The 13,535-nt window shown below is 49.9% G+C and carries 12 protein-coding genes and 1 other annotated feature; of the genes, 4 read left to right on the top strand and 8 right to left on the bottom strand.

Features of this window, described 5'->3' with window-relative positions; genetic code table 11:
• On the top strand, nucleotides 1-1,338 hold the full coding sequence (dsdX, locus tag AC0IXI_RS00410; RefSeq protein WP_064514798.1) for a D-serine transporter DsdX: 1,338 nt from the start codon (nucleotides 1-3) through the stop codon (nucleotides 1,336-1,338).
• Nucleotides 1,339-1,356: 18 nt separating this feature from the next.
• Nucleotides 1,357-2,685 (top strand): D-serine ammonia-lyase, encoded by a 1,329-nt coding sequence (dsdA, locus tag AC0IXI_RS00405; RefSeq protein ID WP_471681790.1) that lies wholly within the window; start codon nucleotides 1,357-1,359, stop codon nucleotides 2,683-2,685.
• A gap of 93 nt (nucleotides 2,686-2,778) precedes the next feature.
• On the opposite strand, the gene AC0IXI_RS00400 is transcribed toward dsdA, so the two are convergent.
• A complete protein-coding gene (locus tag AC0IXI_RS00400; RefSeq protein ID WP_064514802.1) occupies nucleotides 2,779-4,101 on the bottom strand; it encodes a 6-phospho-alpha-glucosidase in 1,323 nt (440 codons plus the stop codon).
• Nucleotides 4,098-5,720: an alpha-glucoside-specific PTS transporter subunit IIBC gene (locus AC0IXI_RS00395; RefSeq protein WP_471681789.1), complete on the bottom strand. Its 1,623-nt coding sequence runs from the start codon at nucleotides 5,718-5,720 to the stop codon at nucleotides 4,098-4,100. Before AC0IXI_RS00395 ends, AC0IXI_RS00400 begins: the two co-directional genes overlap by 4 nt.
• A 308-nt stretch (nucleotides 5,721-6,028) precedes the next feature.
• On the opposite strand from AC0IXI_RS00395, the gene AC0IXI_RS00390 reads away from it, so the two are divergent.
• Nucleotides 6,029-6,733: a GntR family transcriptional regulator gene (locus AC0IXI_RS00390; protein WP_471681788.1), complete on the top strand. Its 705-nt coding sequence runs from the start codon at nucleotides 6,029-6,031 to the stop codon at nucleotides 6,731-6,733.
• A gap of 35 nt (nucleotides 6,734-6,768) precedes the next feature.
• Here the strand turns inward: AC0IXI_RS00390 and AC0IXI_RS00385 are convergent, their stop codons facing one another.
• From AC0IXI_RS00385 to ibpA, 3 genes are all read right to left on the bottom strand, one after another.
• Entirely contained in the window at nucleotides 6,769-8,424 is a 1,656-nt protein-coding gene (locus tag AC0IXI_RS00385; protein ID WP_424222277.1) for a putative transporter, read from the bottom strand.
• A gap of 124 nt (nucleotides 8,425-8,548) precedes the next feature.
• The gene (gene ibpB, locus AC0IXI_RS00380) at nucleotides 8,549-8,977 is read right to left on the bottom strand and encodes a small heat shock chaperone IbpB (RefSeq protein ID WP_034460659.1); all 429 of its coding nucleotides are present in this window, start codon (nucleotides 8,975-8,977) and stop codon (nucleotides 8,549-8,551) included.
• A gap of 114 nt (nucleotides 8,978-9,091) precedes the next feature.
• On the bottom strand, nucleotides 9,092-9,505 hold the full coding sequence (gene ibpA / locus AC0IXI_RS00375; RefSeq protein WP_064514809.1) for a small heat shock chaperone IbpA: 414 nt from the start codon (nucleotides 9,503-9,505) through the stop codon (nucleotides 9,092-9,094).
• Nucleotides 9,499-9,575 (bottom strand) — a sequence feature (ROSE (Repression Of Heat Shock gene Expression) occurs in the 5'-region of heat shock genes and acts as an RNA thermometer to modulate expression.). Its footprint overlaps the gene before it by 7 nt.
• 247 nt (nucleotides 9,576-9,822) lie before the next feature.
• Between ibpA and AC0IXI_RS00370 the strand changes: the two genes are divergently transcribed.
• Nucleotides 9,823-10,143, top strand: coding sequence for a YceK/YidQ family lipoprotein (locus tag AC0IXI_RS00370; RefSeq protein WP_064514811.1), 321 nt, complete (start codon nucleotides 9,823-9,825; stop codon nucleotides 10,141-10,143).
• Here AC0IXI_RS00370 and AC0IXI_RS00365 read toward each other — a convergent pair whose 3' ends face one another.
• From AC0IXI_RS00365 to yidA, 3 genes are all read right to left on the bottom strand, one after another.
• Nucleotides 10,144-11,412 (bottom strand): DUF3748 domain-containing protein, encoded by a 1,269-nt coding sequence (locus AC0IXI_RS00365; RefSeq protein WP_471681787.1) that lies wholly within the window; start codon nucleotides 11,410-11,412, stop codon nucleotides 10,144-10,146.
• Nucleotides 11,409-12,554, bottom strand: coding sequence for an FUSC family protein (locus tag AC0IXI_RS00360; protein WP_471681786.1), 1,146 nt, complete (start codon nucleotides 12,552-12,554; stop codon nucleotides 11,409-11,411). Before AC0IXI_RS00360 ends, AC0IXI_RS00365 begins: the two co-directional genes overlap by 4 nt.
• Before the next feature lie 79 nt (nucleotides 12,555-12,633).
• Nucleotides 12,634-13,452, bottom strand: a complete 819-nt coding sequence (gene yidA / locus AC0IXI_RS00355) for a sugar-phosphatase (RefSeq protein WP_064514817.1) — start codon at nucleotides 13,450-13,452, stop codon at nucleotides 12,634-12,636.
• Nucleotides 13,453-13,535: the final 83 nt, after the last annotated feature.

Below are 13,535 nucleotides of genomic sequence, written 5' to 3'. Positions count from 1 at the left end.
ATGGAATCTCAGATTTGGGTTGTGGGAACGCTGCTTAGCAGCATAATTTTAATCGTCTTTACCATCGTAAAACTGAAGTTTCACCCTTTCCTCGCTTTGTTGCTGGCTAGTTTTTTTGTCGGCACCATGATGAGTATGAGCCCGCTGGATATGGTGAACGCCATTGAAAACGGCATTGGTAGCACGTTGGGCTTCCTCGCGGCAGTCATTGGCCTTGGCACGATTCTGGGCAAGATGATGGAAGTGTCAGGCGGTGCTGAACGAATTGGCCTGGCGTTACAACGTTGCCGATGGTTATCAGCAGATGTGATCATGGTTTTGGTCGGCTTGATTTGCGGTATCACGCTGTTCGTGGAAGTAGGCGTTGTGCTGCTGATTCCACTGGCGTTTTCTATCGCCAAAAAGACCAACACCTCTTTGCTGAAACTGGCTATTCCATTGTGTACTGCGTTAATGGCAGTCCATTGCGTGGTTCCGCCACACCCAGCGGCAATGTTTGTCACCAACAAACTGGGTGCGGATGTCGGCACAGTGATTGTATATGGTTTACTGGTGGGCTTAACTGCATCACTAGTCGGCGGGCCACTGTTCCTGAAAATCGTTGGAAATCGTCTGCCGTTTAAAGCGGTGCCAGCTGAATTTTCCGACCTGAAAGTGCGTAACGAAGAAACGCTGCCTTCGTTGGGCGCGACACTGTTCACGATCTTGCTGCCAATTGGACTGATGCTGGTCAAAACCCTCGCCGAGTTGAATATGGCGAAAGGCGGGACGTTATATACCCTGCTGGAGTTTATCGGCAACCCAATCACAGCCATGTTTATTGCGGTGTTTGTCGCTTATTACGTACTTGGATTACGCCAGCATATCGGCATGAGCCAGCTATTAACCCATACCGAGAATGGCTTTGGTTCAATCGCAAATATTTTGCTGATTATCGGTGCGGGCGGTGCGTTTAACGCCATTCTGAAAACCAGCGGCCTGGCAGATTCTCTGGCTGTGTTGTTATCCAATTTGCACATGCACCCGATTTTGCTGGCATGGCTGGTCGCCCTGATTTTGCATGCGGCTGTAGGCTCTGCAACAGTGGCAATGATGGGCGCAACCGCAATTGTGGCACCGATGCTGCCACTTTATCCCAACGTCAGCCCGGAAATTATCACCATTGCTATTGGCTCCGGCGCAATTGGCTGCACCATCGTCACAGACTCCCTGTTCTGGTTGGTGAAGCAATATTGCGGCGCAACGCTTAACGAAACATTCAAATATTATACAACGGCGACTTTTATCGCCTCTCTGTTAGCACTGGGCGCGACGTTCCTGCTTTCCTTTATCATCTAAGCGCAAAGAGATTGTCTTATGAAAAACGCTGAAATAAACACATTGATTCAACAATTTCCGCTGGTTCGCGATCTGATTGATTTGCAAGAAACCCGTTGGTTTAACCCGGAAACCACAACTCTCGCCGAAGGATTACCGTACGTGGGGCTCACAGCCGAAGATGTGCAGGATGCCCATGCACGCCTGACGCGCTTTGCGCCGTATCTGGCGCAGGCATTCCCGGAAACCGCTGCGACTAACGGTATTATCGAGTCCGAACTGGTCGCGATTCCGGCGATGCAAAAGCGCCTGGAAAAAGAGTTTGATCAGAAAATCTGCGGCCAATTGCTGCTGAAAAAAGACAGCCATCTGCCGATTTCAGGTTCCATCAAAGCGCGTGGTGGGATTTATGAAGTCCTGACACATGCCGAAAAACTGGCAATCGAAGCCGGTTTACTGACCACCGAAGATGACTACACCAGACTGCTATCACCTGAATTTAAAGCTTTCTTTAGCCAGTACAGCATCGCGGTTGGCTCAACCGGCAACCTGGGGTTATCCATCGGCATCATGAGCGCGCGCATTGGCTTTAATGTCACCGTGCATATGTCTGCCGATGCCCGAGCGTGGAAAAAAGCCAAACTGCGCAGCCATGGCGTGACGGTTGTGGAATACGAACAAGATTACGGCGTTGCCGTTGAACAAGGCCGCAAAGCGGCTGAATCCGACCCGAATTGTTTCTTTATCGACGACGAAAACTCCCGCACCTTATTCCTTGGTTATTCGGTTGCAGGTCAGCGTCTGAAAGACCAGTTTGCCCAGCAAGATCGCGTTGTGGATAAAGAACACCCGCTGTTTGTTTACCTGCCATGCGGCGTGGGCGGTGGACCTGGTGGTGTGGCATTTGGTCTGAAAATGGCGTTCGGCGATAACGTTCACTGCTTCTTTGCAGAACCAACGCATTCGCCTTGTATGCTGCTGGGGGTTTATACCGGCCTGCATGATGAGATATCCGTACAAGATTTGGGTATTGATAATGTTACTGCCGCTGATGGCCTGGCGGTGGGGCGTGCATCCGGGTTTGTTGGGCGCGCAATGCAACGGTTACTCGATGGTTTCTATACTCTTGAAGACCAGACCATGTATCAGTTGCTCGGCTGGCTTGCGGAAGAAGAAAATATTCGCCTTGAACCTTCTGCGCTGGCGGGAATGCCAGGTCCACAGCACGTAAGTGCCGATACGGCTTACCAGCAGATGCATGGTATCACCGCTGAACAGCTGCAAAACGCGACGCATATCGTCTGGGCAACCGGCGGTGGCATGGTGCCAGAAGCAGAGATGGTGCAGTATCTGGCGAAAGCGAAGTAATCCGTTTACAGCAAAGTTGTCGGATGTCGCTAACGCTAATCCGACCTACGAAAAAATCTGGAGTAAGGGGCAGCCCCTTACTCCAGTTAGCCGCTATTTCAGCTCAGGCCAGTACTCTTTATTCGCTACAATCAAATCATCAAGAATCGCTTTGGCAACCGATGCACTTGGCACGGTTTTCGACAGCGTAATCGCCTGCCATAACTTCACGTATGAGCGTTCTTCCCAGGCTTCAACCACCAGTTTTTCTACCGCAACCTGTTGGCTCATCAACCCTTTCTGGAACTGTGGAATATTGCCGACAACCAGCGGCTCCGGCCCGCTTTTCCCAACCAGACATGGAATTTCAACCATTGCTTCCGGGTCAAAGTTATTAATCGCACCGTTGTTTGGCACAATCAAAAGCATGCGTTCTTGTGTATTAAAGGCAATTGCCGCCGCCAGATCGACGATGTACGACGCATGTTCGTCAATCTCCAGCTCCCCTGCCGATGATTTCCCTGCCTGAATGATGGCATTACAGGAACCGAAAACGTGCTTTTCACGGTGTTCCATCACTTCGTTGGCGCGGGTATGTTCCGGGTTGGAGTGCTCAACCACATAATCCGGGAACAGATAATATTTCAGGTAAGTATTAGGGAAGGTGATCGGGTCCAGGGCCCACACATCTTTTGCTTTAGAGAATGTATCGTTCCAGCTGGCTTCGGTTCCATGCTCATCTGATGGCGGAACATAACCAAATTTAGCCACATGTTCGCGGATTTTAGGCATCAAATCATTGCCATTCTGGTCCTCGATTGAGGTCCACCAGCCAAAGTGGTTAAGGCCGTAATAACGTACGCGCATCTCTTTACGATCTTTCAAGCCAGCGATTTGCGCCATGCGGCTTTCAATGCCGATTGGCATATCGCAAATGTTGAGAATCTTCGCGTTCGGGCGCAGTTTACGAGTTGCTTCAGCCACAATCGCTGCCGGGTTGGAATAGTTAAGCATCCAGGCATTTGGCGAGTATTTCTCCATGAAATCAACCAGCTCTAATACGCCACCGATGGAGCGCATACCGTAGGCAATCCCGCCAGGGCCACAGGTTTCCTGGCCCAGAACGCCATGGCGCAATGGGATTTTCTCATCTTGTTCACGCATCGGGTATTTACCCACGCGGATATGGGCCATCACGAAGTCCACATCGGTAAAGGCTTCTTTTGGGTCGGTGGTATAGCTGAACTCGATTTCAGGAGCCTGCTCTTTGAGGATAACTTTACAAGCTTCTGCAATCGTTTCCTGGCGTGCGCCGTCATTGTCATAAAACTTCAGGGCACGCAGCGGGAAGCGATGCTGGTTTGCCAGTAACATCAATACGATACCAGGAGTGAATGTGCTGCCGCCACCGGCTACTACTACAGAGAATTTTTTCATGATACTGCCTCCGTCATGGATTTAAGTTCGGTCGAAGAAGTGTCTTTCATCAGAGTTTCAAGTTGGTCTCGGACTTGTGGGACATGCAGGCCCACAATCACCTGAATACCGTTGCCGCGTCGCACCACACCGTGGGCGCCCAGCGCTTTGAAAATGTCGTCACTGTGCGTCAGAGCTATATCTGCGAGGGTGATACGTAAGCGAGTCGCACAGTTATTGATGCTAAGAATGTTGTCGGTACCGCCGAGCGCTTCGAGGAAGCCTGCGGCCTGGCCTTGTTTGGTCTCTTTGGTCGCCGCAGCAATGGTTTGCTTGCGCGATGCCTGGTAATCCGCCTTGCTGTACAGCTTGACCTCACTGTCTTCACGCCCTGGTGTTTTCAGGTTGAAGCGCAAGATGAGGGCGCGGAACACCACGAAGTAGATACCGGTGAAGACGAGGCCAATACCAATCTGGATAAACATCATCGATGCGTGGTTGTGGAACATCGGTATCCAGTTTTGCGGTAGGAACTGGTCGAGAAGCCCGCCCCCCATGTTGCCCACCACGCCACACATGTACATCACGGTCGCCATCGTTGCGGCGAGGAATGCATGCACTGCAAATAAAACCGGCGAGATAAACAGGAAGGTAAATTCGAGTGGCTCGGTAATACCTACAAGCATCGCAGTGAGTGTTGCTGGTATCAGCAATCCGGCGACTTTCACGCGATTTTCAGGTGCTGAGGTGGCGTACAGAGCAAGCGCAATACCCAGGCAGCCAAAGATCTTAGAGTTGCCGTGCAGTGCAAACCCGCCTTCCGGGAACAGGGTTTTCAGCGGCAGCGTGCTCTGGCTGAACTCCTGTAAATGCTGCGCCCAGTAAACCTGAATACCGCCTTCAACTACCGCCGGGCCAAAGATAAACGGACCGTAGATGAAGTGATGCAGGCCGGTTGGAATCAGAATGCGTTCCAGGAAGGTATAAACCCAGACGCCAAGCGAACCGGCGCTACGCAAGAATTCCTGCAAAGACTCAATGCCCATTTGCACTTTTGGCCAGCCATAAAGGGTGAGCCAGGCGCAAGGAATCATGGCAAAGAAGGCGACAATCACGACAAATGAACTGCCCTGGAAGATGCCAAGAAAGACGGGGAGTTGTTTTTCGAAATAGCGGTTGTGGATAGCCGTGACAAAACCGGAGATAACAATCGCGCCGATGATGCTGGTATCAAGCGTTTTGATCCCGGCAATCATAGTTAGCCCGGTTCCAGCCACCGGATCGGCGCTGAAATCGACACCGAAGTAATGGCCCCAGGTCATCCCCATGGCGTTAATGAAGTAGTTCCAGGTCATAAAGCTCACCAGCACCGCTAAGCAAGCACGGCCCTGCGCTTGCTTAGCGAGGCCAATCGGTAAGCCGACGGCAAAAATCAGCGGCATGTTACGGAATACCGTCCAGCCACCCTCTTCAATAATGTGAACAATTTGCGCGAATAAATTATCGGGTGCGGTTAGCGCTTCGCCGACGAACATCGGATTGCGCAACATAATGGCAATGCCTACGACAATCCCGGCGAACGGAAACAACAAAACCGGGGTAAACATTGCGCCACCAAAACGTTGTATTTGACTGAGCATTTTTAAATCCTCACGTAACAACCTGTAGGGTAAATGGCCTTATTTTTTAACGCTGGTTTTAACGCTGGCCTGAGACTGAGAGTAGGGAGACGCAGATGACTTATCGTTGCCCGTCGCACTGATTCGTGATCGCTTTCATAGTTTTTATTTGGGGTAAGTTGTCTACTTTTTGATAGTTAAATAGACACGATGATTTTTAATTTCTTATTCATCATGAAAATATGAAATAAAAACCATTTAAATTATGAAGTTGATTAATGAAATAACGGTTCTATAAACCCCATTCGAAGCGGCTAAGAGGTCTACAGGTGATCTACAAATCTATCGCCGATCGGTTACGCATCCGGCTAAATTCTGCTGATTACAACATTGGCAGCCCGTTACCTTCTGAAGTTCGTCTGTCAGGCGAGTTTAATGTTTCACGCATGACGATTCGTAAAGCCATCGATTTGCTGGTGGGCTGGGGGTTGGTCGTACGCCGCCATGGCAGTGGCACTTATGTAGCGAAGAAAGATGTTCACCATGAAACCACGAATCTGACCGGGTTTATTGAGGTGATGCGTAACCAGGGCAAAGAGGTAGTGAGTAATGTGCTGGAGTTCAATGTGATGCCCGCCCCGCCAGCAATCGCCAGCCAATTACGCATTAATATTGATGAACGGATCTATTTCTCGCGCCGTGTACGCTCGGTAGATGGCAAGCCGTTAATGGTAGAAGACAGCTATATGCCGGTGAAATTATTCCGTAATTTGTCCATCGCACATCTGGAAGGTTCTAAATTCAGTTATATCGAAGATGAATGTCACATCATCGTATGCGGTAACTATGAAAGCCTCACGCCCGTGCTGGCCGACAAGAAAATGGCAAAATTGCTCAATATCGATGAGCTAACACCCATTCTGCGCATCACATCACTGTCATACAGCGACAGCGGTGACTATGTGAATTATTCAGTGATGTTCCGAAATGCCAGCGAATACCAGGTGGATTACCATTTGCGACGGGTGCATTAAAAAGAGATGCCCGTCGAAGCGGGCACCTTTGTGTGTCAGATCCAGAAAATAACAGCCAATAGCTGCGGCGTAATAATGCGCAGGAACATTACCAGTGGATAAACAGTGGCATAAGAGAGTGCTGCAGCTCCACTGGTTGCGTGCAAGCCGTTGGCAAAGGCCAGTGCAGGGGGATCGGTCATTGAGCCTGCCAACATTCCGCATAGTGTTAGATAATTCATTTTGGCGAGTAATCTTGCCAACAATCCAGTAACCAGCAATGGAATTCCCGTAATCAGAATTCCGTAGCCAATCCAACTCACTCCGTCTCCGTGTAGCAAAGTACTGACAAAATCACCGCCAGATTTCAACCCAACCACCGCCAGGAACAGCACAATTCCTAGCTCGCGCAGCGCAAGATTCGCACTTGGTGGCATAAACCAATAGAGCTTACCGATGCTGCCAATTCGCCCAAGAATGATCGCCATTATAAGCGGCCCACCTGCCAGCCCAAGGCGTAGAGCCACAGGGAAACCAGGGATGAAAAGCGGGATAGAACCGAGCAACACCCCAAGACCAATCCCGATAAATACCGGAAGCATCTGAACCTGCTGGAGTTTCTGTTGCGCGTTACCGACTTCAGCGGCTACTGCTTCTATAGATTCCGGGCGGCCCACCAGGTTCAGAATGTCACCAAATTGCAGGCTGGCATTGCTGCTTGCGACCAGTTCAATACCTGCACGATTCAGACGCGAAATCACCACGTCATACTTTTGTTTTAAATGCAGATCGCGAATTTTTTTGCCGAGCACTTTCTCGTTAGTCACCACCACACGCTCAACGCGCAGGTCTGTGCCACGAGTCGAAAGCGAGGTATCCACCTGCTGGCCAATCACCAGCAATGCAGAGTGCAGATCTTTTTCCTGGCCGACGAGGTGGAGTAAATCTCCGGTTTGAATAACAGTGCCAGGCGCTGGCACCATCAGCAATTCTCCACGTTTCAAACGCGAACAAATAATAGTGTCGCTATTAAGGACCGGCACTTCCTGAATAGGTAATCCGTTAAGGTTAGGGTTGGCAACACAGATATTCATGGTCTGAAGTTGCGCGTGGTTTTGCCCACTACTGTTATCAAAGCGTTGTGCTTCTTGATCGACATTAATTCTAAATACCATGCGAATTAACCACATGGTCAGAAGAATCCCGCAAATACCGAACGGATAAGCCATCGCGTAGCTCATCCCCATTTTATCGACCAACTCTGAGGGCGTGCCGAGGTCGGTCAAAATTTGCTGACCTGCACCTAACGCTGGAGTGTTAGTTACCGCTCCCGAGAAAACACCGAGCACCACAGGAAGCGGAACATCGAAGATTTTATGGACGAGTGCCGTAACTAGCGCACCAATCACTACAATCAGAAGAGCAAATAGATTAAGGCGTAAACCGGAAACGCGTAGCGAGGAGAAGAAGCCAGGCCCAACCTGAATACCAATGGTGTAGACGAAGAGGATCAAGCCGAATTCCTGAATGAAATGAAGCATATCTCCATTCAGACTTACCCCAGCCTCACTAACGAAATGGCCAACAATAATCCCGCCGAACAGCACGCCACCGATACCAAATCCGACACCGCGGATTTTGATATTGCCAATCCATAAACCGACAACTGCGACCAGAGCCAACATACTGACAGTTAACGCTATTCCACTCATCGAAGATTTCCCTGTGAATAACATCATCGTTACAAGGGATTCTGGCAGAGAGGAGAAGGAGTTAATGGGGTGCAGAGCACAAAAAAAGGCCCCATAAAATGGGGCCTAAAAGGGAATACTTAGTTTAGCTGTTGAGTGCCGGACGTTCGCTGATAGCAATGCGTTTTGGCGCAACGGCTTCAGGGATTTCACGCACCAGATCTATATGCAGCAGACCGTTGGTAAACGTCGCGCCAGATACTTTCATATATTCAGCAAGGGTAAAGCTCAGATTAAATGGCTGAGTCACTAACCCTTGATGCAGCCAGGTTGGCTCTTTCTCAGGTTTAACCGGCGTCCCTTTCACATGCAGACGCGTACCTTCGAGTTCAATTTCGAGATCTTCCTGGCGGAACCCTGCCAGCGCAAGCGTAATGCGGTAATGATTGTCATCGCCTTTTTCAATGTTGTAAGGCGGGAATGACTGGCCTTCAGTGCTTGTTTGTAAAGCATTAGCCAGTTTGTCAAAACCGATCCATTGACGCAGCAGAGGTGATAAATCGTGGTTACGCATAAGTCTTCTCCTTCTTTGAAGCGAGTTAAGTCTTACCAGTATGCGAACTGGTATTGGCTCCCTATCGGCAAGCCAGCCTTTATTGCCTGGGCCGCGCAAAGCGACCCGCTGAAATTAATTGATTTCGATACGGCGCGGTTTCATCGCTTCCGGAATCACGCGTTCCAGGTCGATATACAGCAGGCCGTTAACCAGGTTAGCACCACGGATGTGGATATTTTCCGCTAACTGGAATTTGCGTTCGAAGTTGCGCTCAGCAATCCCCTGATAGAGATAAGTGCGCTCTGGTTGCGGATCTGCATGCGCACCCTTAATAACAAGCAGGTTATCCTGGGCTGTAATGTCCAGTTCGCTTTCGGCAAAACCGGCAACAGCAATCGCAATGCGATAGTTATTTTCGTCAACTAATTCAACATTGTATGGAGGATAGCCGCCGTTGCTCTGGCTTTGATTGTTTTCCAGCAGGTTAAACAGACGGTCAAAACCAATAGCTGAACGATAAAGCGGGGAAAGGTCGAAATTACGCATATATAAAAACTCCTGAAATCAGCGAGAATCAAACATTGCCTTCCATCATGGACAGGCTTCTAAAACCAAGTACCCTTACGGCGTACTTTTTCTGACTACATCTCTAAAATCGGTCCTTATTCGCACTTTTCAAGGCCACATAAAGAAATTTTTTGCGGCTTCTGCTGTCAGTACATAGACTGTCCTGGTAGTAAACAGGATTTATCTGCGATAGCCGCCACAGAGTGGCAAGAGCAATATATTAATTATCTGCATGGGTGATATAAACCAGAGCAGCCTGGCCGGAAATGGCCCCCCAGAAACGATAAGCAACACTAATGATGAAAAGCTATCTTCCAACATTAATTCTCGGCAGCGGATTGCTAACAGTCAGCGGATGTTCAAGTGTGATGACTCACACTGGTGGGCAAGAGGGATACTATCCAGGCACACGTGCCAGTTACGAAATGCTGGCCGATGGCGAGACAAGCTGGGGATACAAACCTTTTGTCGCACTGGATATGCCGTTTACGGCAGTAATGGATACCGTGCTGTTGCCGTGGGATATGTTCCGCACCGACAAATCTATAAAATCCAGGGTTGAAGCGAGCGAGAGCAAGAATCTGGCAACCAATTCTGTAATCCCGCCTGTTCAGTAATTAAAGCCCTGTTTGCGTCATAAATAACTGACGGAATCCGTCCACATCCTGCATCCAGGCGATATATTTGCCATCAGGTGAAAACACCACCGCATCCGCTGAAGGCGCACAACAATCTGTTGCTGTAAGCGGCGTGATTTCACCATCGTTTAAATCGCACAAGACAATCTGCCCCTTTCTCACAAAGCCCAACGCTTGCCCTGACGGATGCCAGTTAAACGCCGACTGGATATCATCTTGCCCATGCGTAAGCTGGCGTGGCTGCCCACCGTTTGGCGAAATCAGATACATTTGCACAATACCTGCATCATCGCGCATCAAGAACGCCAGTAAGCTGCCGTCTGGGCTGCTTCGCACCCAATGCCTTGGCTGGGTAGCTAATCCGGGGTAACGCTGCTGATGAGTGAAAGTCAGGCGTGTTTGCTCAATGCCCGCAGGTGGTGCTGGCAGAGAGGTTGGCGTTCCTTCAATGGGCTCAGAACCCGCCTGGAAATAAGCTTCTTTGTTTTCAGGCAAATCAACGATAAACAGCTCGGGCACTTTCTCGCCTTTAGCTGAAACGGTATCGCCAATAAATGCCAGCGCCCAACGCTGTTGGCTGCCATCAGGTTTTAAATAGCCATGGTTGCCCACCCAACCTTCTTCATAGGCACGGTTTATTTCATCACTTCCGGGCTGTGGTGATGGCGTAGTGCGGCTCACCAGCACGCAATAATGGCTACCATCATATTCACGAGGATGCTGTTTAACAGGTGTCACCGGGCCGAATGGCAGAGCAATACCAACGTTACGCAAATCTTTCGCCGCATCGTATTCATGCATGATGTGGTCGTTATAGGTAAAGCTCAGGCGCGCACCATCAGGGCTCCAGACGTGAACATGGCTGCCGCCACGCAAAGCGCCGGGGGTAAACGGAGGGGTAATATCCATTGCATCGAGATTGGTTGCGATGCCATTTTCGACCACCACGCCACGGCGATGATGGAAATCGTATTGCCATGTTTCGTCAGGGTTTTCCGGACCGTGGATAAAGACATAACGTTCGGGTTGCTGCGGGTTCACGGTCACCACGCCGACATGCGCGCCATGCGATGCCTGATAGATCAGCTCCACTTCCCCAGTCATCACGTTTACCCTTTCAATCGTTTCACTGGTAAACGACGCGCCTGAAGGGCGAACATCAAACACTAGCCACTGGCTATCTGGCGTCCAGGTGTTGATGTTAGTGAGTTGATGATTACGTGATGCAAAGGTGAGTTGTTTGGTCATGGTTTTACCCTGAGACGATGACTGAGATGAGCTTTAAGCACGCGTACTAGCAGCATGATGATGGCAAGCATCAGCACACCCAATATGATCCCATAAAATCTCTGCAAAGCGACATGCGGATCGGCAGACCAGTAATGGGGTTGGATGAAAATCATGATCCACGCGATGGTGAATTGCCTGCCTGTATAGCTGACATTATCACTTCCTTGTTGCAGGTGGCAGCCCAGCCACAGCCCGGCAGTGAGCGCCAGGATATATAACCACGCAGAGCCATGAAGCACTGGCAGAAGCAGAATGCCCAATATCCCAGCCAGCAAACAGCCCACCAGCCTTTGAACCATGCGGTCGATAATTTGCGTATTGGTTTCAGGGGTGTTTTTACCGGCGGGTAAAACAGAAATGGCAATGACGGTTACCAGTGCCTGTGAAAGGTCGCTGATATTGGCCTGCCACAAAATGAGCGCGACAATAAAAACGGCGATACCCGCCTCCACGCCAAGCAATATGCGCTTTGAGCGCCATTCCGATTCACTGACGACAATTACGCTAGCAGTTGCGGCAGGGGATTTATCGCCCGCCAGGTTCAGCAATGTGCTAATCCAGTGGAAGACAAAACCCGTCACCAAACACATGCTTATCCCCACGGCAACTTCCGAAATACGGCTTAGCGTAAACCTCACGACTACGGGGAATGATGAAACAGATTGTGCATCGATGATAACCATCATCGCTGTAACCGCACCGAGCAGCCAGGCATAGGACCAGGGAGATTCATTAGCGCGATAAACGGTGTACCCGCCAATCAAGCCACACAGCAGAAATGCAACATCGACATATGGCAGAACGACAACAGTGGCGAGGAGACCAAAGCAGCCCCCAACTATTGTGCCCAGCAATCGTTGCAGAGCACGAACGGAGCTTTCCTTCGGCGTTGCTTTTGTCACGGCAAAGCTGCTGAGTGCCGCCCACCAGGCAAAATGTAACCCTAATTTTTCTGATACCCACACTGCAAGCGCAAGCGCGACAATGACCTCAGCAGCAAAAAGCATTTTTGTGGCCGATGTATGCCAGAAACGGAGTTCATGATTTAAAGCCGAAAAATGGTCGAGGCAGTATTGTCGAGCGGAGGTCAGAAAAGGCATGGTTAACTTCTAAAGAATAAGACCCGATGAGTATCAGTGTAGATAAGCCCCGGCATAAATGACTACCGGGGTGCATGCTTTATCGGTCGTTCAAAACAAACTTCTCAATCGCGTACGCAACGCCATCTTCAAGGTTTGATTTGGTGACGAAGTTACTGACTTCTTTAACTTTATCGATGGCGTTATCCATCGCAACACCGATGCCCGCATATTCCAGCATCGCGATGTCGTTTTCCTGGTCGCCCAGCGTCATCACTTCTTCTTGCTTGATGCCGAGAGATTCTGCCAGCGCTTTCACGCCCGTACCTTTGTTGACGCGCTTATCGAGAATTTCCAGGAAGTATGGCGAGCTTTTCAGCAGGGTATAGCGCTCATAAACATCGGCTGGAATTTTAGCGATCGCTTTATCCAAAATAGCCGGCTCGTCGATCATCATCACTTTCAGGTACGCACCGTTTTTATCCATATTTTCTGGCTCGCTGAACACCAGCGGGATATTAGCGATAAAGGATTCATGAACGGTGTAATAGCTGATATCGCGGTTCGCGGTGTACAACGTGTGCCTGTCCAGCGCATGGAAGTGAGAACCAACATCACGGGAAAGCTGTTCCAGATAACGGTAGTCATCATAGCTAAGTGCGGTTTGCGCCACACTGCTGCCGTCGCTCGCTTTCTGCACCAGAGCTCCGTTATAGGTGATGCAGTAATCATTCGGCTTATCCATATGCAGCTCGCGGAGATAGCTCTCAACACCTGCAAAAGGGCGTCCGGTACACAAAACAACGTTTACGCCACGTTCGCGCGCACTGGCGATGGCGGCTTTAACGGCTGGAGAAATGGTGTGGTCAGGCAGCAACAATGTGCCGTCCATATCAATAGCAATAAGTTTTATAGTCATAGGATTTTCTGAGGTAATGAGTTTATCTCATGCTAACGCGATTAAGCCTGCAAAAATAGCGCTACGTTTCGAATGAAAAAGGT

It is taken from the genome of Buttiauxella sp. AC038 (assembly GCF_979253565.1).
Note: the sequence above shows the minus strand (reverse complement) of the source record. Positions and strands in the feature narration are given on the sequence as shown.

Excerpts from the sequence above, each read along its gene's own strand:
- dsdX (WP_064514798.1), top strand. The coding sequence starts at position 1 with ATGGAATCTCAGATTTGGGTTGTGGGAACGCTGCTTAGCAGCATAATT.
- dsdA (WP_471681790.1), top strand. The coding sequence starts at position 1,357 with ATGAAAAACGCTGAAATAAACACATTGATTCAACAATTTCCGCTGGTT.
- AC0IXI_RS00400 (WP_064514802.1), bottom strand. The coding sequence starts at position 4,101 with ATGAAAAAATTCTCTGTAGTAGTAGCCGGTGGCGGCAGCACATTCACT.
- AC0IXI_RS00395 (WP_471681789.1), bottom strand. The coding sequence starts at position 5,720 with ATGCTCAGTCAAATACAACGTTTTGGTGGCGCAATGTTTACCCCGGTT.
- AC0IXI_RS00385 (WP_424222277.1), bottom strand. The coding sequence starts at position 8,424 with ATGAGTGGAATAGCGTTAACTGTCAGTATGTTGGCTCTGGTCGCAGTT.
- ibpB (WP_034460659.1), bottom strand. The coding sequence starts at position 8,977 with ATGCGTAACCACGATTTATCACCTCTGCTGCGTCAATGGATCGGTTTT.
- ibpA (WP_064514809.1), bottom strand. The coding sequence starts at position 9,505 with ATGCGTAATTTCGACCTTTCCCCGCTTTATCGTTCAGCTATTGGTTTT.
- AC0IXI_RS00370 (WP_064514811.1), top strand. The coding sequence starts at position 9,823 with ATGATGAAAAGCTATCTTCCAACATTAATTCTCGGCAGCGGATTGCTA.
- AC0IXI_RS00365 (WP_471681787.1), bottom strand. The coding sequence starts at position 11,412 with ATGACCAAACAACTCACCTTTGCATCACGTAATCATCAACTCACTAAC.
- AC0IXI_RS00360 (WP_471681786.1), bottom strand. The coding sequence starts at position 12,554 with ATGCCTTTTCTGACCTCCGCTCGACAATACTGCCTCGACCATTTTTCG.
- yidA (WP_064514817.1), bottom strand. The coding sequence starts at position 13,452 with ATGACTATAAAACTTATTGCTATTGATATGGACGGCACATTGTTGCTG.